Genomic DNA, 20765 nt, shown 5'->3' on the forward strand with positions numbered 1-20765 from the left:
CGGCGCTCTGCAGGAGCAGGAAATTATGGCCGATCTGATCGTCGTCTACTGGCGCGACATCCCCGCCCAGGTCATCGTCAAGAAGGGCCGCCAGAACGCCAAGCGCGAACTGCCGCTGCGCTTCACCGAGGCGATCGACATGTGCGCCATGCGCACCGGCGCTGGCGGCACCGACGACTATCTTGCCGAATGGCGCAAGGCAGAACCCCTCCCGGTCAGTGACGATCTTGAAGCCGAGGCCGAGAAGGCTCTTCAGGAACTTGATGCGAAATACGACCGTGAGCGGCTGGTCGCTCTGGTCAAGGCGGGGGGCAAAGAGAATGTCTGATCCCCAATCAATGCCGGCGACGACGGCTCAAGCCGGCGTGACCCAGGCGACCATCGTCAAGAAGGCGGCGCCGAAATCCGACTACAAGCCGGCCGACGTGTCGCCGCAGCGGCGTGTGCAGCGCTCTTTCGCGGTGCGGCTTTGGTCTGTGCGGCATTCGCGGCTGCTCGAATGGTTCTACGGCAAATTCGCCGACATGTTCCTGCTCCTCCATCCGCTGTGGAAGGGCATCGGCTACAGCCGTGTCGAAGGGCCTGTGAAATTCGTCGAAAAGCGCGTCAAGGGATTCATGTTCGACTGCCGCATGTGCGGCCAGTGCATTCTTTCTTCGACCGGCATGTCGTGCCCAATGAACTGCCCCAAGCAATTGCGCAACGGCCCTTGCGGCGGTGTCCGCGCCAACGGCAATTGCGAGGTCGAGCCTGACATGCCTTGCGTCTGGGTCAAAGCTTGGGAAGGCTCGCAGAACATGGCGCATGGCGACAAGATTTTGGAAGTGCAGAAGCCGGTGGATCAGTCCTTGCGCGAAACCTCCGCCTGGCTGCGGGTCACCGCGCAGGCCGCGGCCGCCCGCAATGCGGCCCGGAATACTACGAAGACCGGAGCGTCGGCATGATCGGCCGTCAGCCAGACGAGAATCCGGCCGGCATCCATTTGCCGCTCGATCCCCTGCCCGGCCACACCTCGCGTGGCCGGCTGGAACGCGTCCTCAGGCGCGGCGAGTTCGCAGTGACGACCGAGCTCAATCCGCCCGACAGCGCCGATCCGGAAGACGTCTACAACCGCGCCAGAATTTTCGACGGCTGGGTCGACGCCATCAATGCCGTCGACGCTTCCGGCGCCAACTGCCACATGTCGTCAGTCGGCATCTGCGCGCTGCTGACCCGCATGGGCTATGCCCCGATCATGCAGATCGCCTGCCGCGACCGGAACCGCATCGCCATCCAGGGCGACGTGCTTGGGGGTGCTGCGATGGGCGTCGCCAACATGCTGTGCCTGACCGGCGACGGCGTGCAGGCCGGCGACCAGCCCGGCGCCAAGCCGGTGTTCGATCTCGACTGCATGTCGCTGCTCGAAACCTGCCGCGTTATGCGCGATAACGGCAAATTCCTGTCCGGCCGAAAACTCACGACCCCGCCGCAGCTTTTCCTTGGCGCGGCCATCAACCCGTTTGCGCCGCCGATCGATTTCCGGCCCTATCGGCTGGGCAAGAAGATCGCCGCCGGGGCACAGTTCGTGCAGAGCCAGTACTGCTTCGACGTACCGATGTTCCGCGCCTACATGCAGAAGGTCCGCGATCTCGGCTATACCGAGAAATGTTTCATCCTGTGCGGCGTCGGGCCGCTGGCCTCGGCCAAGACGGCCAAATGGATCCGCTCCAACGTACCTGGCATTCACATTCCCGATCAGATCGTCAAGCGCCTGGAAGGCGCTCAGGATCAGAAGAAGGAAGGTAAGCAGCTCTGCATCGACATCATCAATGAGGTGAAGGAAATTCCCGGTGTGTCCGGCGTCCATGTGATGGCCTATCGCCAGGAAGAATACGTCGCTGAGATCGTCGACGAATCTGGCGTGCTGAAGGGTCGCCGGCCGTGGAAACGCGAAATCCGCCGCGACGACCAGCTCGTTGCCGACCGGCTCGACCACATACTGCATGACGACCTCACCGAAACCCAGGTCGACATGGTCAAGACCGCGCATTGACAGCGCGAATCGTCAGCATTCGCTTGATCAGAAACAGATAACGATATAAAGAACTCTTTATATCACGATGGAGAGATTTCATGACCCGCACCATCGTCGCCTCGGCGACACGAGAAATCATCATCGGCTTCGATCAGCCCTTCTGCGTGATCGGCGAGCGCATCAATCCGACCGGCCGCAAAAAGCTGGCCGCCGAAATGATCGCCGGCAATTTTGAGACCGTCATCAAGGATGCGCTGGAGCAGGCCGCCTGTGGGGCCACCATGCTCGACGTCAATGCCGGCGTCACTGCAGTCGATCCCAACGCCACCGAGCCGGCGCTGCTGGTGCAGACGCTGGAGATCGTGCAAGGCCTGGTCGACCTGCCGTTGTCGATCGACTCCTCCGTGACTGCGGCAATCGAAGCGGCGCTGAAGGTCGCCAAGGGCCGGCCGCTGGTCAATTCCGTCACCGGCGAGGAGGAAAAGCTCGAAGCCATCCTGCCGTTGATCAAGAAATACAACGTTCCTGTCGTGGCCATTTCCAACGACGAGACCGGTATTTCGATGGACCCCGATGTGCGCTTCGCCGTCGCCAAGAAGATCGTTCAGCGCTGTGCCGACTTCGGCATTCCGGCGCATGATGTGGTCGTCGACCCGCTGGTCATGCCGATCGGCGCGCTGGGCGATGCCGGCCGCCAGGTATTTGCCCTGCTACGCCGGCTGCGCGAGGAGCTCAAGGTCAACACCACCTGCGGCCTCTCCAACATCTCGTTCGGCCTGCCGCACCGTCATGGCATCAACGCCGCCTTCATCCCGATGGTGATCGGCGCCGGCATGACCTCGGCGATCATGAACCCGGTGCGGCCGCAGGAAATGGAAGCGGTGCGTGGCGCCAACGTGCTGAACGGCACCGACGAGAACTGCACCAACTGGATCAGGACCTACAAGGACTACAAGCCTGCTGAAGGCGGCCAGGCCGTTGCCGCCCGGACGCAGGTCAACGCGCCGGGCGATGGCAATGGCAATGGCGGACGCAGGCGCGGCGGCCGCGAAGCGCGTATGGCCCGGGGTTGAGCCAGGTCTTGGCCGACACGATATGGGGCCTAGGACTGGGGAGGAACCGAGACATAGCGGCATCGCTGCCGTAGCCAAGACCCGAGCTGCGTAGAAAGTAAAGTCTGGAACGTATGAACTCTCCCGTCAACATCACCGATCCGCTCGTGCTGTTCATGCCGTCGGGCAAGCGCGGGCGGTTTCCGGTCGGCACGCCGGTTCTGGACGCCGCGCGCCAGCTCGGTGTCTATGTCGAGAGCGTGTGCGGCGGGCGTGCCACTTGCGGGCGTTGCCAGATCGAGGTGCAGGAAGGCAATTTCGCCAAGCACAAGATCGTTTCCTCCAACGATCACCTCTCGCCCAAGGGCGCTAAGGAAGAGCGCTACGAACGCGTACGCGGCCTGCCCGAGCGCCGCCGGCTGTCCTGCTCGGCGCAGATTCTCGGCGATCTCGTCGTCGACGTGCCGCAGGACACCGTCATCAACGCGCAGACCATCCGCAAGGACGCCGACACCAGGGTCATCGCCCGCGATGCGGCAATCCGCATGTGCTATGTCGAGATCGAAGAACCCGACATGCACAAGCCGCTCGGCGACCTCGACCGTCTGAAGATCGCGCTGATGAAGGACTGGGGCCTCAAGAGCCTCGATTTCGATTTCCATCTGTTGCCGCAGGTGCAAGGCATTTTGCGCAAAGGCAACTGGACCGCGACCGCCGCCATCCACAAGGACACCGACAGCGAGACCGCACGAGTCATCGCTTTGTGGCCCGGCCTCAAGAACGAGGCGTACGGACTTGCCTGCGATATCGGCTCGACCACGATCGCCATGCATCTGGTGTCGTTGCTGTCGGGCCGCGTCGCCGCCTCGTCGGGCACATCCAATCCGCAGATCCGCTTCGGCGAGGATCTGATGAGCCGTGTCTCGTACGTGATGATGAACCCGGACGGCCGCGAAGGCATGACGGTCGCCGTGCGCGAGGCCATTTCGGGGCTTGTGGACAAGGTCTGCACCGAAGGCAACGTCCAACGCAACGACATCCTGGATTCCGTGTTCGTCGGCAATCCGATCATGCACCATCTGTTCCTCGGCATCGATCCGACCGAGCTCGGCGGCGCCCCCTTCGCGCTAGCCGTCTCCGGCGCCGTGCACATCAAGGCATCGGATATCGGTTTGAAGCTCAACCAGGGCGCTAGGCTCTATATGCTTCCTTGCATTGCCGGCCATGTCGGCGCGGACGCTGCCGCAGTGACGCTGTCGGAAGGGCCGCACCGCCAGGACGAGATGATGCTGATCGTCGATGTCGGCACCAATGCCGAGATCGTGCTCGGCAATCGCCGGCGGGTCGTGGCGGCCTCATCGCCAACTGGCCCGGCCTTCGAAGGTGCGGAAATCTCCGGTGGCCAGCGCGCCGCACCGGGTGCCATCGAGCGCGTCCGCATCGATCCTGAAACGCTGGAACCGAAATACCGCGTCATCGGCTCGGAACTCTGGTCCGACGAGCCGGGCTTCCTCGACAGTGTGCAGGCGACCGGCGTCACCGGTATTTGCGGCTCCGGCATCATCGAGGTGGTCGCCGAGATGTATCTCGCCGGCATCATCTCCGAGGACGGCGTCGTCGATGGATCGCTGAGCGGCCACTCGCCCCGCGTCGTCGCCAATGGCCGCACCTTCTCCTATGTGCTGAAGGAAGGCGAGCCCAAGATCACCATCACCCAGACTGATGTGCGCGCTATCCAGCTTGCCAAGGCCGCCCTTTATGCCGGCACCAAGCTTTTGATGGAAAAGCAGCACACCGATCATGTCGACCGCATCCACTTCGCCGGCGCATTCGGCTCGTTCATCGACCCGAAATACGCAATGGTGCTGGGCCTGATTCCGGATTGCGACCTCGACAAGGTCTCGGCCGTTGGCAATGCGGCCGGCGCCGGCGCCCGCATGGCGCTGTTGAACCGTGGCTATCGCCGCGAGATCGAGGAAACCGTTAGCAAGATCGAGAAGATCGAGACGGCGCTGGAGCCGAAATTCCAGGAACATTTCGTTTATGCCATGGCGCTCCCGAACAAGATCGACCCGTTTCCCAAGCTGTCGGCGGCGGTGAAACTGCCGCCGCGCAAGACGGTGAGCGAAGACGGCATTGCCGGCGACGCTGCCCCGCGGCGGCGTTCGCGCGAAGGCCACGCCGCGCGGCGCGGGCGGGGATGACTCGCCTCCGCTAGGCCGTCAGACCTTCCATTTTCATTTGTATGCAAATGTTTCTAGATCGCGCCGATCTGGAAACGAAATCGCGTTTTCGTGAAATCCGCCAGATACATAGGCGGAGCATTTAACCGGCATCGAACGGCAGGCGGAAACAGTTTTCGGCCACCGCAACGCTCCAAGGAGATCAAGATGTCGATGTTCGAAAGCTTCGGCCGCTATGGTGCGGCCTTCAAGAAAACACGCGAAGCGCGCAAGTCGCTGCGCATCCTCAACAGCTTGCCGCCTGAGATCCAAAAGGACATTGGCTGGCCGGTGTCGCCGCGTTCGAGCGAAAGGCAGCTTTCGGTCGGATGGGGCACGCAGCGCGGATGAAATTCATCGACAAATGCAAACTGCTCGGTATTCGCCGGAGCCGCAATGCGGCTCCGGCTGCACCCAACAATTGGCTGCGCGCCGCGTTGCTGCCGCGGCGTTGAGCTGCACCGGTAGGCCAGAGACTTCATGGCCGGACGCTTTGTCGACAGCTGGGATCAAACGACCGTGTTGAGATTGCATCAATCTTGACTTTTTTGGTGGCGACACAATCTTCGAAATAGTCGGGGGTTCTCTTAGTCGGCTCAGCCGAAGTCCGTGTATCTGCATGCCCAGTCTCAAAAGCCACGTCGTGTCGTTCGTCCTCAGGTACAGCCGCAAGAAGGCGTTTTCCAGCCCCGAGAACCTGCAGCGCTGGATCGCCTATGCGCGCAGGACGGAAAACCATCAGCCGCCTGCGTCGCTGTGGTCACGCCTGGAGATCACAACCCGCACGATCAACGGCTTTCCCGTCTACGAGATCGCTCCCCAGGCTGGTGAGCGGAGGCGGATTCTCTACCTGCACGGCGGCGCTTACGTCTTTGAAATCACACCCTATCATTGGCGGCTGATCGCCGACATGGCCGACCGCCTCGGGTTCGGTATCACCGTGCCGATCTATCCCATTGCTCCCGAACACGATTTTCACGCCATGTTCGGCATGGTCGGCGCCGTCTACCGCCAGATGTTCGGCGAAACCAGGGCGAATGATATCATCTTCATGGGCGATTCCGCCGGCGGAAACATGGCCGTCGTGCTGACCATGATGGCTGCGCAAGACGGCCTGCCCTTGCCATCACGCCACGTGCTGATTTCGCCCGGTCTCGACGTGTCGCTCGCCAACCCAGAAATGTATGAGGCCGAACGCAACGATCCGTGGCTGGGCATTGCCGGCGGCCGCGAGGCGATCCGGCTTTACAGCGCCGGCATCGATCCCACCGACTGGCGCATCAGCCCGGTTTACGGCGACCTGTCGGTGCTGCCCAAAACGCTGCTGCTGACCGGTTCACGCGATCTGCTCACCCCCGACAATCTGATTTTCGCGGAAAAGGCACGCGCGGCCGGCGTCGAAATTGAGGTCGTCCACGAGCAAGGCATGTTCCATGTCTGGCCGTTGATCGACATGCCGGAGGCGCGTCGCGCGCGGGACAGCATAGTGGCCTTCTTGACCAACGAAACTGACAGTTATCATGCCAAGGCAGGAGAGTTGTCGCTGCAAAGGGCAGACCGCGACGGAACGCCTCGCGATCTGGTTGCGCCGCTCAGGTCGTAGTTGGCTCAGAACTTCCCAGTTTCCCTGAACATCTCAAACGTCGCGCGGATATGGTCGGCGACTGCCTTCACTGGAGCGCTGGCGTCCGGCGTCACCACCATGGCCAGATTGTAGGTGCCGATGTCAGGCATGCCGTCCTTCGGGCACAGCTCGACCATATCGCTGCCGAGGAACGATTTCGGCAGCGGCGCGACTGCAAGATCCGCCATGATCGCGGCGCGCTGGCCGGCCGTGTGTGCGCTCATATAGGCGATACGGTAGTTGCGGCCCTCGCGGCCAAGCGCCTCCAATGCCCCTGCCCGCCAGGCACAGCCCTCTTCCCACAATGAGACCGGCAGCGGCTCGCGCAGATGCGCGCAACCGCCCTTGGCACCGGCCCAGACGATCGGCTCGGTGAGCAGCACTTCGGCGCCGATCGCGCTGGTCTTGTAGGAGTTGGTGAGCAGCGTGATGTCAAGCGCCCGGTCGTCCATGCGCCGGCGCAGATTGACGCTCTGGTCGATGGTGACGTCGACCGCGATCGATGGATGCGATTGTGCGAACCGCTTCAGCACATGCGGCAGCACACGTTCGCCGTAATCGTCCGGCGAGCCGAGCCGCACCACGCCGACAATGTCTGGAATGATGAACTTCGACACCACCTCGCGATTGATCGACAGCAGCCGGCGCGCATAGCCGAGCAGCATCTCGCCATCGGTGGTCAGCGTCACCGAACGGGCGTCGCGCGCGAACACCGAGCGGCCGAGAATGTCCTCCAGCTTCTTGATCTGCATCGAGACGGCCGACGGCGTGCGGAAGACCGCATTGGCCGCAGTGGTGAAGCTGCCGGTCTCGGCGATTGCGACGAAAGTGCGCAGAACATCGAGATCGAGCAGCGGCAGCGGATGATTGAGTGGGGCATTCATGGCAAGCGGCCTTCAATTTTTCTGATGCAAACCATCATTCCATTTCGTTTGATTGAACATCAGTTTGGGAGGATAGTCAACTCGGTCGGAGGCAGGACGCATCGAAGTGGTCCCGAAACAACCATGACACGGACCTGCAATCGACACGAAATGAAGCTGAAACAAAGCCGGTGTACCGCCTGACGCTGCAAGCGCCGGGACGACCCGGCCCAACGCGAAGGAGAATGAGATGTCTATCCTGTCATCCATCGGTCGGATCGCGACCGAGTTCAGCGAGGCCCGTGCCCGCTACCAGACGGAACGCGCCATCCGCGCGCTGCCGATTGAACTGCAGAAGGATATCGGCTGGCCCGAAGCTGCCGATGCCAAGGCCGGCACTCGCCATGGTGTGGGATCGTGGGCTGGAGCAAAGTAAACCGTGTGTATCAACAGCTGAAGGCCTGCCGCGCAGATCAGCCCGGCAGGCCTTTTTGTTTGTACTCCAATGATTTTCCCGAGCCATGTCGCCGTCGCATGCCGCATATGAGCAAGTCGCATAGCAGCCCGCACTGGCAATCAACGCATTGTAAATAATCGAAAATCCTGGGCAGAATGCCCAAATTTGTCGCATTCCGTGTCGCTTTTCATATCAAGTGCTTCGTTTTTACGATTTAGTTTCCCCTCACGTAAGCCTATATCATCATCAACAAACGAGCTGCCCCACTCCATCAAGCGAAGGCGACCCGTCTGAGCAACCGAATGGAGATGATCATGAAGCTTTTTGCCCGCCTCTTTGCCCGTCGCGAAATGAACCTGACGACCGCGCTCGAGCGCCAGCGCCTGGCCAACACCATGCCTGGCCAGACCGGTGCCATGGCTGCCGCGCGCCTCGGCTTCGTCGCCTGAGACGCGGCAATCCCGGCGGAAGCAGCCTAGCGCTGCTTCGAAGTCGATCCAGCGCCGCTTCGGTTTTGCCGAGGCGGCGTTTTCGTGTGCGCAGACTGCGTAGGCTCGTTTGCTCGATCCGGCGGCATATCGCGTCCTTCGCCGCATAGCGATTGCCCATTTGCGACCCGTGTCGCAAATAAAGTCGCTCCGTTGCCATCTAGCCAATTGACAGGAAACGTCTTTCCTGATGTCGCTATGCTAATCGCGACATCCTGTTCGCGCCATTGCAGCGTGAGGATCTACCCGTGAACGTCGTAAAGCACCCGATCCGGCGATCGTTCGTATTCTTCCTGGTCCCCGATTTCACCATGATCGCCTTCGCGACGGCGCTCGATCCGTTGCGTTCGGCCAACCGCATGCTCGGCTATGAAGCCTATCGCTGGCGGCTCGCCAGCATCGACGGCAAGCCGGTGCGCGCCTCGAACGGCGTCGAATGCGCCGTCAACACCTCGCTGGAGGAAGAGCGCAAGAAAATGTCCGGACCGGACCGGCCGAACATGGCCATCGTCTGCAGCGGCATCAATGTCGAGCGCTACCAGAACAAATCGGCCTTTGCCTGGTTGCGCGAGGAGTACAATCGCGGCGTTGCCGTCGGCGGCCTGTGCACCGGCGCGCATATCCTGGCCGCCGCAGGCCTGCTGTCCAACAAGCGCTGCGCCATCCATTGGGAGAACCTGCCGGGCTTTTCCGAGGCGTTCCCCAAGGCCAATGTCTTCGCCGACCTCTTCGAGATCGACCAGAACATCTACACCTGCGCCGGCGGCACCGCCGCGCTCGACATGATGCTGAAGCTGATCGGCGACGATTTCGACGAAAGCCTCGTCAACCGCGTCTGCGAGCAGGTGCTGACTGATCGCGTGCGCAGCCCGACCGACCGCCAGCGCCTGCCGCTGCGCGCCCGCCTTGGCGTGCAGAATTCCAAGGTTCTGACCATTATCGAGCTGATGGAAGCCAATCTCTCCGAGCCGCTCTCGCTGATCGAGGTCGCTGACCATGTCGACCTGTCGCGCCGGCAGATTGAGCGCCTGTTCCGCACCGAGATGGGGCGCTCCCCTGCCCGTTACTATCTGGAGATCCGCCTCGACCGCGCCCGGCACCTGCTGATCCAGTCGTCGTTGCCGGTGGTCGAAGTGGCGGTCGCCTGCGGCTTTGTTTCCGCCTCGCATTTCTCCAAATGCTATCGCGAGTTGTACGCCCGCTCGCCGCAACAGGAACGCGTCGACCGCAAGCAGCTTCTGGCGGCTTGATCTGGCAAATCAGCAGAGGACCGGCGAAGTGTGATATTCCGCATCGAGAGATGTCGCATGACCACGAGTTCGAGCCTATCCGAAAAACCGGCCGACCCGCACAGCTTCCGCCTCGATGCAGAAAAATGGGCCGCGTTCATGGCGGCAATGGACGCCCCTACGCGCGACCTTCCACGCCTAAAGCGCCTGTTGAGCGAACCGAGCATCTTTTCCGGTCGCGGTCGAGTGTAGGTTGCGGCGACTATACCTGCGCCGTGCGCATAGCCTCGACGCGGATGTCTTCCGTCAGCCGCGCTTTCAGCGCCGAAAATTCCGGGCTGGTCTTCAGCGTGTAGTGGCGCGGATGCGGCAGGTCGACGGCAACGTCCGATTTGATGCGGCCCGGCCGTGCCGTCATCACGACCACGCGCGACGCCATGAAGATCGCCTCCTCGATGTCGTGGGTGACGAACAGCACCGTTTTTTGCCGGCGCTCCCAGATGCCGAGAAGCAGTTCCTGCATCAGCCCGCGGGTCTGGTTGTCAAGCGCGCCGAACGGCTCGTCGAGCAGCAGGATCTCCGGATCGTTGGCCAGTGCCCGGGCAATCGCGGTGCGCTGCTGCATGCCGCCGGAAAGCTGCTTCGGCCAATGGTTTTCAAAACCTCTCAGCCCGACGAGATCGACGTAAGAAGCGACGATCTCGCTGCGCTCGTGCTCGGCCATTCCACGTTCGCGCAGGCCGAAGGCGATGTTCTCGGCGACCGTCAGCCACGGAAACAGCGTATAGGACTGGAAAACCATGCCGCGGTCTGGACCGGGCCGGTCCACCACCCTGCCGCCGAGCAGAACACGTCCCCCACTCGGCGCTTCGAGGCCGGCGACGATCCTGAGCAGTGTCGACTTTCCACAGCCGGATGGCCCCAGGATGGTGATGAAGTCGTTGGCGGCGACCGCCAGATCGATCGGCATCAGCGCCTTGACCGGCTGCCCACCGCCGACACCGGCGAAGGTGCGCGAGACGCCTTCGATGAGCAGCTTGCTCACGCCAGGCTCCATGGAAACAGCCAACGGTTGAGCGCCTTGAAGGCGAAATCGGACAACAGCCCGATCAGGCCGATGACGATGATGCCGAAGATGATCTGCCCTGTCGCCAGCCGCGACTGGCTGTTGATGATCATGTAGCCGATGCCCGACGACGAGCCGATCAGCTCGGCGACGATGACATAGGTCCAGGCCCAGCCGAGCACCAGCCGCAGGGTCTCGGCAATCTCCGGCGCATTGGCCGGCATGATCACGCGCCGCACGATGCCGTTGTCGGACGAGCCAAGCGTGTAGGCCGCCTCGACTAGGTCGCGCCGTGTGCCGCCGACCTTGACCGCGATGATCAGGATGATCTGGAACACCGAGCCGACGAAGATCACCAGCAGTTTTTCGAGCTCGCCAACGCCCGCCCACAGGATGAGCAGCGGGATGAAGGCCGATGCCGGCAGATAGCGGGCGAAGGAGACGAACGGCTCCAGGAACGCCTCCACGGGCTTCCAGGCACCCATCAAGATGCCGAGCGGCACGGCAACGATGGCCGCCATCAGGAACCCGCCGAAGACGCGCCAGATGGTGATAAGGATGTCGAGCCAGAAGCGGTCCTCGACCAGCAGCCGCCAGCCGTCTCTCACCATCGACAGCGGATCGGCAAGGAAAATGCGATTGACGTGGCCGCCAAGCGTGATCCACGCCCAGAACGCCACGAACAGCACGAAGAACGAAATGCCGAGCACGGTTCGAATGCCCGGCGAGACCGGATGCAAGGGGCGCGGCATCTTCGACCGTCCTCTGATCTGAATGAAAAAGCGGCGGCGCACGCGCCGCCGCCGGGCGACAATCCTGGCGGTTAGTCGGCGACGGCGCTGGTGTCGGCCAACGTCGAGACGTCAGGCGCTTCCTTGATCAAACCCATCTGCAGCAGAAGCTCGCCAGCGGTCTTGGAAAAGTCCTGGAATTCCTTGGTGAAGAACTGCTTGTTTTCAGCCTTGTCGGCCCATTTCAGGTATTTGGCCGACTCTTCGAATTCCTTGGCCGACTGCTTCACGTCGGCACCCATCGTCTCATAGGATTTCGCCGGATCGCTCTTGATCAGGTCGAGTGCCTCGAAATAGCTGTCGGCAAGCGCCTTGCCCGCATCCGGATTGGCCTTGAGGAACTCCGGCGTGCAGCCGACCGTATCGAGCACCATCGGATAGTCGAGAGTGGTGACAAGGATGTGGCCCTGGTCGGACTTTTCGCGCACCGCCGAGATGAACGGCTCATAGGTGACCGCCGCATCGTTCTGGCCGGCGAGAAACGCCTGCGCCGCCGCATCCGGCTCCAGGTTGACGACCGTCACGTCCTTGGTCGACATGCCGTTCTTGTTGAGCACCCAGGCCAGCATGAAATAGGGCGAGGTGCCCGGCGCCGAAGACGCGACCGACTTACCTTTGAGATCGGCGACGGTCTTGATGTCGTTGCGGGCGACGATGCCGTCGGCGCCGTAGGATTTGTCGAGCTGGAATATCTGCTTGGTCGTCACGCCATTGGCGTTCCAGACCAGCCAGGTCTCGACCGTGGTGGCGGCGCATTGCAGGTCGCCGCTGGCGATGGCGAGCGGCCGGCTGGCTTGCGGCACCTTCTTCAAGGTGACGTCGAGGCCGTGCTTTTCGAAGATGCCGGCCTGCTTGGCGAGCGTCAGCGGCGCAAAGCCGGTCCACCCACTGATGCCGATGCTGACCGATGTGGCGGCCATCGCCGGCGCGGACAATCCGACGGCAAGCGTCAAGCTTGCGGCAAGAATTCCGATCCTGTTCATGTCGGTTCCCCTTTAATGTGTTCGGATGCGGAATTGTGTCACAGACGCCCGCAGGCTTGTCAATGAAGCAGATGCTGCACTGCGGTATGTCACCATCGACAGCAAACTCCGCCATCAGCGGCTGTCGTACATCCAGCTGCGGTCGCGCCACATTTTTTCGCCGACTAGGCAGTCGGTGACGGGGATGTCCTGTGCCAGCACCAATGGCGGATGCGCCGCCTCTTCCGCCGCTCGCTGCGGCGAGGCCGGACCGGCAAGCTCCAGCACCAGCTTGCGGCGGATGGCCTCCGGAAACTGCGTCCAGTCATTGACCGGGATCATGAAGGAGCCCGGCCCGCCGATGACGCAGTCGCTGTAGTAGCGGTCGAGATTGTTGACATCGTAAGCGCTGCTGAACCCGCCCCTGGTCATCAGCGGCAGGCCGTTGACGGTGATGCCTTGCTTGATCACCGCGTCGCGGGTGATATCGACAGGTGCGCCCTGGTTGTTGGGGCCGTCACCCGAAATGTCGATCACCCGCTTGACGCCCTGGAAGCCGCTTTCAGCAAAGAGATCGCTGGCGAATTCCAGCGCGCCGGAGATCGAGGTGCGCCTGGCACTGGCCGGCGGATGAGCGGAAAGCTGCGCTGCCAGCCGCTCGGCGTCGGCACGATTGGCGATCACCGTCCACGGCACCACGACCTGCTGCCAGGTCGCGCCAGCCCATTCGACATAGGTGACGGCAATCTTGCCATGAGCGCCTTCGCCGATTGCCTGCAGGACATCGTCATGCGTCAGCGCCGCCGCGTAGCCATGACGCTGGATTTCGAGCTCGTCCGGCGACATGGACAGCGAAACGTCGACTGCCAGCACCAGTTCGACGTCGACCGGCTCGGCGGCGCGGGAGTTTGCAGTCAGCCATAGCACCGACGCCAGCGCGGCGGCACCCGAGACGAGATGTCTTGCACGGGCAAAACCAGACATGCCGCACGGTAAGCGAAAATCGCCGATCGACAAAGAGAAAAGCCCGGTGAAGAGCCGGGCTCATCCGGTCACATTCTTGCGAACCGCCGGAAAGCGAATTTCATTTGTAGATGCGGTGCCCGCCCCGTCCCCGCCACTCCACGGCCTTCTCGACATCCGTCTCGGAGGATGGGTCCGGCTTCGGTTTTCTAGCACCGACCCCACGCGCTGCCGTCCAGTTCGGCTTGAATGACGGCGGAAGCCACAACAGAATACCTGCAACCGCGGCAGGCAAGATGATCGCAAAACGCAGAATTGAAAGTACGATGCCGCAGATGCCGACGATCTGCGCGGCCCGGCGGACGCCGAAGCGTCTCAGGAACAAATGTCTTGCAATCACGCCGCCATCCAGATCGTAGGCGGGCAGGATGTTGAGAATGATAAGTGACACGTTCAACAATGCGCCAATCCAAAGCGTCCATTCCAGAGGACCGGCCGACCTTGACGGCAGCCACCCGAATGGCCTTTCGGGCACAACTGGGATGAGTTCTCCAAAAACCAGATAATAGGCCGCATCGAAAAACGCGGCGAGCGCGATGTTCGCCAGGGGACCCGCTATCGCAATCCGCGCCCAGGCAGGCGATGGCGCTGCGGCGCGTTTGAAACGCGTGAGCCCGCCGAAGAGATATAGTTCTATCCTGTCGGTGGCGACGCCTTGTCGGCGTCCGATCCAGGCGTGTGCCAGTTCGTGCAGAAATATCGACGCAAACAGAAGCGCTGCAAAGATAGAGGTATGGATCAGCGCATCCTTGGGTCGGCTCGCCCACTCGTTCAGGAAGGGCAGCACAATGGGAATTGCGAAGGTCCAGCTGACGCGAACCGGGATATTCCGGTTCAGCTGAAACACAAGCGCATCGTTTTTTCTGTCCCAGCCGATCCGCCGCAAAGGCACCCCCCAATCGCAGCGCGACGGTAAGCGAGAATCATCGCTCCACAAAGCGAAAAGCCCGACGATGAATCGGGCTTCTGCATTCAGGGTCCTGCTGGCACTGCTCGGCTTGCCTGTGTGGAGAATCGGCAGGCAAGCAACGCTTAGCTGCGCGGATTGAGGTTCTCCGGGTCGTAGAGCGGCCTGTAGCCGACGGCGGCCACTTCGACCGGGTACTTCTCGCCGAAATATTCGACGCTCAGCTTGCGGCCCTCCTGGCAATACGCCCAGGGCAGGTAGGCGAGCGCGATGTTCTTGCCGAGGGTCGGACCATAGGCCACCGAAGTCGTGAAGGAGCGGCGGCCGAGCTCGTCGACGAGCGTCTCACCGGTTTGCGGGTCCATTACCGGCATCGTGCCGACCGGATAGCGGGGAACACCATTCGAATCTGTATTGTCCGTCAAGATAAGCGTGCAAAGCATGGCCGGCTGATGCGCCCGGGCGCGATATTCCAGATGCTTTGCCTTGCCGCAGAAATCGGCCTCCTTGACTTTCGGACGGGCAAGGTCGGCTTCCAGCAGATTGTATTCGGTCAACAGGTCCGCATTCTGCAGGCGCAGGCTCTTCTCCAGGCGGCGGCTGTTGGCATAGGTCTCGACGCCAAAGGCCATCACGCCGGTCGACCGCAGCGCGTCCCAGACAGCCAGGCCGTCGTCGTAGCGCATGTGCAGTTCCCAGCCTTGCTCGCCGACATAGGAGATGCGGAAGGCGGTCACGTCCTTGCCGGCGATCCTGACGGGCTTGATCGCGGCAAAGGGAAAATTCTCCGGCGTCAGCCCATCGGGGTTTTCCACGCACTTGCTCAATGTCGCCCGCGCGTTCGGACCCCAGATGCCGACGGTCACATATCTCTCGGTCACATCGGTGACGCTAACGTCGAAGCCTTTGTCCTCTGCCGTCCGGCGCATGTACTGGAAGTCGCGCGGCCCGGCATCGGCGCCGTCGATGACGCGGCAGCGGCCGGCCATGCGGATGACGGTCAGGTCGGCGCGCACCATGCCTTCCTCGTCGAGGAAATGGGTATAGATGCCCTTGCCTATATTGCCGTCACCGCCGATTTTTGCCGCGCACAGCCATTCCATCAGCGCGACATGGTCCGGGCCTTCCACGTCGTACATGGCGAAATGCGACAGGTTGACGATGCCGCAATCCTCGCTCATCGCGAGATGCTCGGCGTTCGAGACGCGCCAGAAGTGGCGGTTATCCCATTCGTTTTGGCGCACCGGCACCCGGTTGCCGTATTTCTCGAGCAGATGCTCGTTGGCGGCGTAGCCATGGGCGCGCTCCCAGCCGCCGAGTTCCATGAAATAGCCGCCGAGTTCCTTCTCGCGCTCCCAGAAGGGCGAGCGGCGGACATTGCGAGCCTTGGAGAAGGGCTCGCGTGGATGGACCGCTGGGTTGTAGACCTTCATAGCGGTTTCGGTGCAGCGATCCCAGATGAACTGTTCTTTCGTCTGGTGCGGATAGAAACGCGAATAGTCGATGGCGTGGTGGTCGATCGCCGTGCGGCCGTCCGTCATCCAGTCGGCGATGAGCTTGCCCATGCCGGGGCCGTCCTTGACCCAAACCGCCACCGCATACCAGAGGCCCCTGACCTTCTGGCTTTCGCCCATCGAGGGGCCGCCGTCCGCCGTCACCTGCAATAGGCCGTTGAAGGAATGGCTCTCATTGTAGCCCAGCTCGCCCAGGATCGGCGTCAGTTCCATGGCGCGCTCGAGCGGCGCCAGGATCTGCTCCATGTCGAGATCGCGTTGCGACGGCGAAAGCCGCGCCTCGTTTTTCTCGAGAATATCGCGCGGATGGCAAAGGCGCGGATTGGTCTCTTCGTAATAACCCCATTCGATCTGCCCGCCTTCGGCGGTCTTGGGGTCGCCGGTATCGCGCATGTAAGCCGAGTTGCCCTGGTCGCGCAGCAGCGGCCAGCCGATCTCCTTGCCGGTGCCGGCGAACTCGGTGTACGGCCCGAAGAAGGTAAGCGGATGGTCGATCGGCATGACCGGCAGGTCCTCGCCCGCCATTTCCGCGATCAGCCGTCCCCAGATGCCGGTGCAGACCACGACATAGTCGGCCTCGATGGTGCCGCGGTCGGTCACCACGCCCTTGATGCGGCCGTTCTCGATGACGAGCGACCTGGCCGACGTATTGGCAAACGCCCTGAGTTTGCCGGAAGCTTCCGCCTGATCGACAAGCTTGCCGGCGACGGTCTGCGAGCGCGGGATGACGAGGCCGGCGTCGGGATCCCACAGGCCGCCCTGTACCATCTGTTCTTCGATCAGCGGGAATTTTTCCTTGATCTCGGCGGGATCGATCAGGCGGGCGCGTGTGCCGAAGGCCTTCGCCGAGGCGATCTTGCGCTTGATCTCCGCCATGCGGGCGTCGTCGCCGACGCGGGCGACCTCGAGGCCGCCGATGCGCGCGTAGTGACCCATCTTTTCGTAGAAATCGATGGAATAGAGCGTCGTCCAGCACGACAGGAAATCATGGCTGGTCGTGTAGCAGAAGTCGGAGGCATGCGCCGTCGAGCCGATATCCGTCGGGATGGCCGATTTGTCGATGCCGACAATATCGTCCCATCCGCGCTCGATCAGGTGATGGGCGACCGATGCGCCGACGATGCCGCCCAGCCCGACGATGACGACCTTCGCCTTTTCCGGAAACCCTGCCATTGCCCGCGACTCCAAGATGCTATTGCGAGCAGACTATAGGGCGGCGCGGCGCCGCGCTTGCAGCCTGTTTGCGACATCGCCAAAAAAGCCCGCGCCACCAGCCCGTCGAATGCAGTTAGACCTACGCCTTCGCCCTGCTCGGTACGAAGACGCTGCTAGAGCCCGTCCTGCGCAGCTTCGAAGAAAAATGCATACCTTCATCGCCGATTACCGGAAGCAAATAAAAGGCCGGGTGTTTGCCCGGCCTTCAAAAATCATGGCGTCGACTTTACTTGATGCGCGCGACGCCGCCCGAGATCTCGATCGTCTCCGAACCGGTCAGCGCCTCGAGGTCGCCATTCGGCAAGGTAACAAAACAGCCGCTCGGGCAAAATTCCACGGTTTCGCCAGCGGCCAGCGCCAGCTCGGTCTTGCCGCCGCCTTCCGTCACGATCAGCGTGCGGGTCTCGGCGTCCTTGTTAACCGCGCTGGCGGCATGGGCCGAGCCGCCCACGGCCAGAAAAGCGACGGCGGCGACGAGAGACTTCCACATTTTGCAGTATCGGTGTTGCCACCGCCTCTGTTGCATTTCGCAAGGCATTCTCGCCGTTTGCAGGTGAGCTTATATGCAATGCAAGCTGAACGGCAACTGAATGCCGCATTCATGCCGCAATTGGTTTCCGAAGGCTTGAAGGCAAGCTTCAATCAGCTAGTCAGGATCGGGCTTCCGTACCTTGCGTCCCGACTTGGCGAGACGTTTCGCCTCGACCGCCGCTAGGGCTTTTGCTTGTTCCCGCTCGGCGAATTCGACTTCGATCTTGTCGTCGTCGATCGGCCACGCTTCGTGCTTCTTGGTCTCGACGACGGCGCGCGGTGTCGACGGAATTTCGATATGCTGGTCGGCGAACACATCGAAGATGGCAAAGCGGATGTCGTTCTGGACGATATTGCCACTAAGAACGTCTGCCAGGAACACGCGGATCTCGAATTCGAGCGCGGCCGGGCCGAAATTGGAAAACAGCACAAAGGGTTCCGGGTTCTTCAGCACCAGCGGATGGCTGCGTGCGATCTCCAACAGGACGCCATGCACGTGCTTGACGTCGCTGCCATAGGCAACGCCGACCTTGATGTCGACGCGGCCGAGCTTGTTGCGGTGCGTCCAGTTGCCGACCGCATTGTTGATCAGGTTTGAATTGGGCAAGATCACCGATTGCCGTTGGAACGTCTCGATCTCGGTGGCGCGCACGCTGATCTTCTTGACCGTGCCGCTGATGTCGCCGGCGACGATCCAGTCGCCGACCTTGAACGGCCGCTCGGCCAACAGGATCAGGCCCGACACGAAATTCGAGACGACATTCTGCAAGCCGAAACCGATGCCGAGGGACAGGGCGCCGGCGACCAGCGCGAGATTGGAGAGGTCGATACCGGCCGCCGAGATGCCGACCAGTGCCGCGACCGCGACACCGGCATAACCGACCGCCAGCCGGATCGAATTGCGCACGCCGGTGTCGACCCGGCCGCGCGCCATCACCGAGCCGTCGAGCCAGCCCTGGAACCAGCGCGTCAGGAAATAGCCAATGATGAAGACGACGACGCCGGTGAGAATGCCGGTGACCGAGATCGTCACCGAGCCGATGGTGAGGCCGGTCGCCAGCTTGTAGGCCCAGGCCTGGATGTCGCCGGGCTGGAAGCCCCACATCAACAGGATCAGCGGCAGGAACACCAGCACAATCATGATGTTGATGGCGGCGCTGACGACAAGCCCGAGCTGGTCGAGGGCGGTCTCTTCGTAGCTTGAATTGGCCGCTAGCCAGCGCCCGATCGAAGTTTTGGCGAAACCACCTTCCTCGCCGATCGCTCGCGCCGACAGGAAGCCGATATAGGCGGTGACCAGGATGGTGCCGGTGACCACGACCTGCAGCGAGACGAAAATTGCAAGGCCGATATAGCCAAGCAGTGCCGATGCGATGGTGAATAGGCCTAGCGCGACGGCGGTGTAGCGCAGCCACGCCGGCCACGGGCGCCAGCTTCCGTCGGGGGCCTTGAACGGCTTCAGCAGGCCCATAAGGATCAGGATGATGCCGACGACGATGGTGGCGATGAAGCTTCTGGCGATGGTCAGCGACAGTGGCGAGCCCATCTTGTCGTTGACGACAGACAGGAAGTTGTTGCTGCCGATGACGACAGCCATGGCGGTCGTCAGCCGCACCAGCCAGCGCGCCGGGCCGGTTTCGACCGGGATCAAACGCCAGTTCGGCAGTCGGGGCTCGAGCGCCGCGTTGGTCAGGCGGTTGACGCAGAACACCACCGCGATAACGGCAACCAGCGAATTCAGGAAGATGCCGATGTCACCGCGTAAAACATTGTAATAATCGAAGAAGAAGATCGTCGAGACAAGGAAGGCGCCGACCGCCAGCGTCGGCAGCAACGTCGACCAGAACGCCACCGACAGGCGGCTGAGATAGGAGGGGTCCTCGACGGAGGGATCCGCTTCGAAGACGCGGCCGAACAGGCGTCGGCCGCCGATAAAAAGCACTGCAGCGAATGCGAGCGCCATCAAAGTCGCGGCAAGAATGGCCTGGAACTTGAACTTGAAGGCGAAACTCAGCCAGGACGAGACCGCCTTATAGAAGCCGGAAAACTCAGCGTTGGCGTCGGAAAAGACTTCGGGGCTAAGCGCATCGGACAGCACGTAGCGCTTAGTAAGCACATTGCGGAACAGCTCGCTGCGCATGTTGCCGATCTTCTCGATCAGCCCACTGACGCGGATCGACAGGTTCTGCGCGCTGGCAATAACGGCGTTGATCTCGGCTTTTTCGGAAGCCAAGGCCTGGCGTTCACCGGTTACGATGTCTGGCTCGGCCGGCTGGCCCGCGGCCGGCGGAGGTCCCAGCATCTCAATCCGATCGTTGATATCGCCGAGACGCGATCGGAACGCTAGCGCGCTGGTGAGCGCCGCCCGCGACAGATCCTCCAATTGCAGACGGATTTCCACGAGGGTGGCATCGTCTTGGCCGTCCTGCTGTATCTTCTTCTCGAGACCGTCGATTTTGGCCGTCAGACTCTGGATGACCTTCTGCTGGTCTGCGATCAACCCGGCGGCGCCCTGCCCGAGTGCCTGCGCCATAGCAACGAGCGACGGCGGCGCCGAGACAACAAGCGCAAGAATCAAGACCAGGCGGAATAAACGAAAGAACATGATTTTTCTGGCGACTCGCGGGCGGCATCGGCAGTTTTGAAGCACGTCCTTGATAAAGAGGCTCATATCACGGGGCAAGTCATCCCAGGCGTCTCGTTTTTCGAAGTCCCGCCAATCGAAGTCGGCCAATCCAATCGAAGTCGGCCAATCCAATCGAAGTCGGCCAAATCCAATCGAAGTCGGCCAAATCCAATCGAAGTCG

At 61.9% G+C, this 20765-nt stretch carries 20 protein-coding genes; 11 read left to right on the forward strand and 9 right to left on the reverse strand.

Annotated features, from left to right (window positions below; all coding sequences use genetic code 11):
* The first annotated feature begins 25 nt into the window (after positions 1–25).
* From NKJ15_RS14080 to NKJ15_RS14110, 7 genes are all read left to right on the forward strand, one after another.
* The gene (locus NKJ15_RS14080) at positions 26–328 is read left to right on the forward strand and encodes a virulence factor (protein WP_352452105.1); all 303 of its coding nucleotides are present in this window, start codon (positions 26–28) and stop codon (positions 326–328) included.
* Positions 321–944, forward strand: coding sequence for a methylenetetrahydrofolate reductase C-terminal domain-containing protein (locus NKJ15_RS14085; protein ID WP_352815791.1), 624 nt, complete (start codon positions 321–323; stop codon positions 942–944). The genes NKJ15_RS14080 and NKJ15_RS14085 overlap by 8 nt, the downstream gene beginning before the upstream one ends.
* Positions 941–2032, forward strand: a complete 1092-nt coding sequence (locus NKJ15_RS14090) for a methylenetetrahydrofolate reductase (protein ID WP_352500955.1) — start codon at positions 941–943, stop codon at positions 2030–2032. The genes NKJ15_RS14085 and NKJ15_RS14090 overlap by 4 nt, the downstream gene beginning before the upstream one ends.
* 80 nt (positions 2033–2112) lie before the next feature.
* A complete protein-coding gene (locus NKJ15_RS14095) occupies positions 2113–3087 on the forward strand; it encodes a methyltetrahydrofolate cobalamin methyltransferase (RefSeq protein ID WP_023676516.1) in 975 nt (324 codons plus the stop codon).
* Positions 3088–3200: 113 nt separating this feature from the next.
* Entirely contained in the window at positions 3201–5270 is a 2070-nt protein-coding gene (locus NKJ15_RS14100; protein WP_352470286.1) for an ASKHA domain-containing protein, read from the forward strand.
* A gap of 186 nt (positions 5271–5456) precedes the next feature.
* On the forward strand, positions 5457–5639 hold the full coding sequence (locus NKJ15_RS14105; RefSeq protein ID WP_352470285.1) for a hypothetical protein: 183 nt from the start codon (positions 5457–5459) through the stop codon (positions 5637–5639).
* Between the two features lie 268 nt (positions 5640–5907).
* Positions 5908–6891 (forward strand): alpha/beta hydrolase, encoded by a 984-nt coding sequence (locus tag NKJ15_RS14110; RefSeq protein ID WP_352539654.1) that lies wholly within the window; start codon positions 5908–5910, stop codon positions 6889–6891.
* Positions 6892–6896: 5 nt separating this feature from the next.
* Here the strand turns inward: NKJ15_RS14110 and NKJ15_RS14115 are convergent, their stop codons facing one another.
* Positions 6897–7796: a LysR substrate-binding domain-containing protein gene (locus NKJ15_RS14115; protein WP_023676521.1), complete on the reverse strand. Its 900-nt coding sequence runs from the start codon at positions 7794–7796 to the stop codon at positions 6897–6899.
* A 229-nt stretch (positions 7797–8025) separates the two neighbouring features.
* Between NKJ15_RS14115 and NKJ15_RS14120 the strand changes: the two genes are divergently transcribed.
* From NKJ15_RS14120 to NKJ15_RS14135, 4 genes are all read left to right on the forward strand, one after another.
* The gene (locus NKJ15_RS14120) at positions 8026–8211 is read left to right on the forward strand and encodes a hypothetical protein (protein ID WP_352452109.1); all 186 of its coding nucleotides are present in this window, start codon (positions 8026–8028) and stop codon (positions 8209–8211) included.
* Between the two features lie 335 nt (positions 8212–8546).
* Positions 8547–8681, forward strand: coding sequence for a hypothetical protein (locus NKJ15_RS14125; RefSeq protein WP_013894968.1), 135 nt, complete (start codon positions 8547–8549; stop codon positions 8679–8681).
* Positions 8682–9031: 350 nt separating this feature from the next.
* Positions 9032–9970: a GlxA family transcriptional regulator gene (locus NKJ15_RS14130; RefSeq protein ID WP_348625928.1), complete on the forward strand. Its 939-nt coding sequence runs from the start codon at positions 9032–9034 to the stop codon at positions 9968–9970.
* Positions 9971–10027: 57 nt separating this feature from the next.
* Positions 10028–10201, forward strand: a complete 174-nt coding sequence (locus tag NKJ15_RS14135; protein ID WP_352470283.1) for a type II toxin -antitoxin system TacA 1-like antitoxin — start codon at positions 10028–10030, stop codon at positions 10199–10201.
* A 10-nt stretch (positions 10202–10211) separates the two neighbouring features.
* Here NKJ15_RS14135 and NKJ15_RS14140 read toward each other — a convergent pair whose 3' ends face one another.
* From NKJ15_RS14140 to NKJ15_RS14175, 8 genes are all read right to left on the reverse strand, one after another.
* Positions 10212–10994 (reverse strand): ABC transporter ATP-binding protein, encoded by a 783-nt coding sequence (locus NKJ15_RS14140; RefSeq protein WP_352815794.1) that lies wholly within the window; start codon positions 10992–10994, stop codon positions 10212–10214.
* Positions 10991–11767, reverse strand: a complete 777-nt coding sequence (locus NKJ15_RS14145; RefSeq protein ID WP_352539653.1) for an ABC transporter permease — start codon at positions 11765–11767, stop codon at positions 10991–10993. The genes NKJ15_RS14140 and NKJ15_RS14145 overlap by 4 nt, the downstream gene beginning before the upstream one ends.
* Positions 11768–11838: 71 nt before the next feature.
* Positions 11839–12789, reverse strand: a complete 951-nt coding sequence (locus tag NKJ15_RS14150) for an ABC transporter substrate-binding protein (RefSeq protein WP_352452114.1) — start codon at positions 12787–12789, stop codon at positions 11839–11841.
* Between the two features lie 114 nt (positions 12790–12903).
* The gene (locus NKJ15_RS14155; protein ID WP_352454623.1) at positions 12904–13752 is read right to left on the reverse strand and encodes a DUF1194 domain-containing protein; all 849 of its coding nucleotides are present in this window, start codon (positions 13750–13752) and stop codon (positions 12904–12906) included.
* A 100-nt stretch (positions 13753–13852) separates the two neighbouring features.
* Entirely contained in the window at positions 13853–14677 is an 825-nt protein-coding gene (locus NKJ15_RS14160; protein WP_352815796.1) for a site-2 protease family protein, read from the reverse strand.
* 146 nt (positions 14678–14823) lie between these two features.
* Positions 14824–17385: a GcvT family protein gene (locus NKJ15_RS14165; RefSeq protein WP_352815798.1), complete on the reverse strand. Its 2562-nt coding sequence runs from the start codon at positions 17383–17385 to the stop codon at positions 14824–14826.
* A gap of 268 nt (positions 17386–17653) precedes the next feature.
* Positions 17654–17917: a hypothetical protein gene (locus NKJ15_RS14170; RefSeq protein WP_352452117.1), complete on the reverse strand. Its 264-nt coding sequence runs from the start codon at positions 17915–17917 to the stop codon at positions 17654–17656.
* 156 nt (positions 17918–18073) lie between these two features.
* Positions 18074–20563 (reverse strand): mechanosensitive ion channel family protein, encoded by a 2490-nt coding sequence (locus NKJ15_RS14175; protein ID WP_352815800.1) that lies wholly within the window; start codon positions 20561–20563, stop codon positions 18074–18076.
* Positions 20564–20765: the final 202 nt, after the last annotated feature.

The organism is Mesorhizobium sp. M0207 (assembly GCF_040321995.1).
Taxonomy (GTDB): Bacteria; Pseudomonadota; Alphaproteobacteria; order Rhizobiales; family Rhizobiaceae; genus Mesorhizobium.

Excerpts from the sequence above, each read along its gene's own strand:
- NKJ15_RS14080 (WP_352452105.1), top strand. The coding sequence starts at position 26 with ATGGCCGATCTGATCGTCGTCTACTGGCGCGACATCCCCGCCCAGGTC.
- NKJ15_RS14085 (WP_352815791.1), top strand. The coding sequence starts at position 321 with ATGTCTGATCCCCAATCAATGCCGGCGACGACGGCTCAAGCCGGCGTG.
- NKJ15_RS14090 (WP_352500955.1), top strand. The coding sequence starts at position 941 with ATGATCGGCCGTCAGCCAGACGAGAATCCGGCCGGCATCCATTTGCCG.
- NKJ15_RS14095 (WP_023676516.1), top strand. The coding sequence starts at position 2,113 with ATGACCCGCACCATCGTCGCCTCGGCGACACGAGAAATCATCATCGGC.
- NKJ15_RS14100 (WP_352470286.1), top strand. The coding sequence starts at position 3,201 with ATGAACTCTCCCGTCAACATCACCGATCCGCTCGTGCTGTTCATGCCG.
- NKJ15_RS14105 (WP_352470285.1), top strand. The coding sequence starts at position 5,457 with ATGTCGATGTTCGAAAGCTTCGGCCGCTATGGTGCGGCCTTCAAGAAA.
- NKJ15_RS14110 (WP_352539654.1), top strand. The coding sequence starts at position 5,908 with ATGCCCAGTCTCAAAAGCCACGTCGTGTCGTTCGTCCTCAGGTACAGC.
- NKJ15_RS14115 (WP_023676521.1), bottom strand. The coding sequence starts at position 7,796 with ATGAATGCCCCACTCAATCATCCGCTGCCGCTGCTCGATCTCGATGTT.
- NKJ15_RS14120 (WP_352452109.1), top strand. The coding sequence starts at position 8,026 with ATGTCTATCCTGTCATCCATCGGTCGGATCGCGACCGAGTTCAGCGAG.
- NKJ15_RS14125 (WP_013894968.1), top strand. The coding sequence starts at position 8,547 with ATGAAGCTTTTTGCCCGCCTCTTTGCCCGTCGCGAAATGAACCTGACG.
- NKJ15_RS14130 (WP_348625928.1), top strand. The coding sequence starts at position 9,032 with ATGATCGCCTTCGCGACGGCGCTCGATCCGTTGCGTTCGGCCAACCGC.
- NKJ15_RS14135 (WP_352470283.1), top strand. The coding sequence starts at position 10,028 with ATGACCACGAGTTCGAGCCTATCCGAAAAACCGGCCGACCCGCACAGC.
- NKJ15_RS14145 (WP_352539653.1), bottom strand. The coding sequence starts at position 11,767 with ATGCCGCGCCCCTTGCATCCGGTCTCGCCGGGCATTCGAACCGTGCTC.
- NKJ15_RS14150 (WP_352452114.1), bottom strand. The coding sequence starts at position 12,789 with ATGAACAGGATCGGAATTCTTGCCGCAAGCTTGACGCTTGCCGTCGGA.
- NKJ15_RS14155 (WP_352454623.1), bottom strand. The coding sequence starts at position 13,752 with ATGTCTGGTTTTGCCCGTGCAAGACATCTCGTCTCGGGTGCCGCCGCG.
- NKJ15_RS14165 (WP_352815798.1), bottom strand. The coding sequence starts at position 17,385 with ATGGCAGGGTTTCCGGAAAAGGCGAAGGTCGTCATCGTCGGGCTGGGC.
- NKJ15_RS14170 (WP_352452117.1), bottom strand. The coding sequence starts at position 17,917 with ATGTGGAAGTCTCTCGTCGCCGCCGTCGCTTTTCTGGCCGTGGGCGGC.
- NKJ15_RS14175 (WP_352815800.1), bottom strand. The coding sequence starts at position 20,563 with ATGTTCTTTCGTTTATTCCGCCTGGTCTTGATTCTTGCGCTTGTTGTC.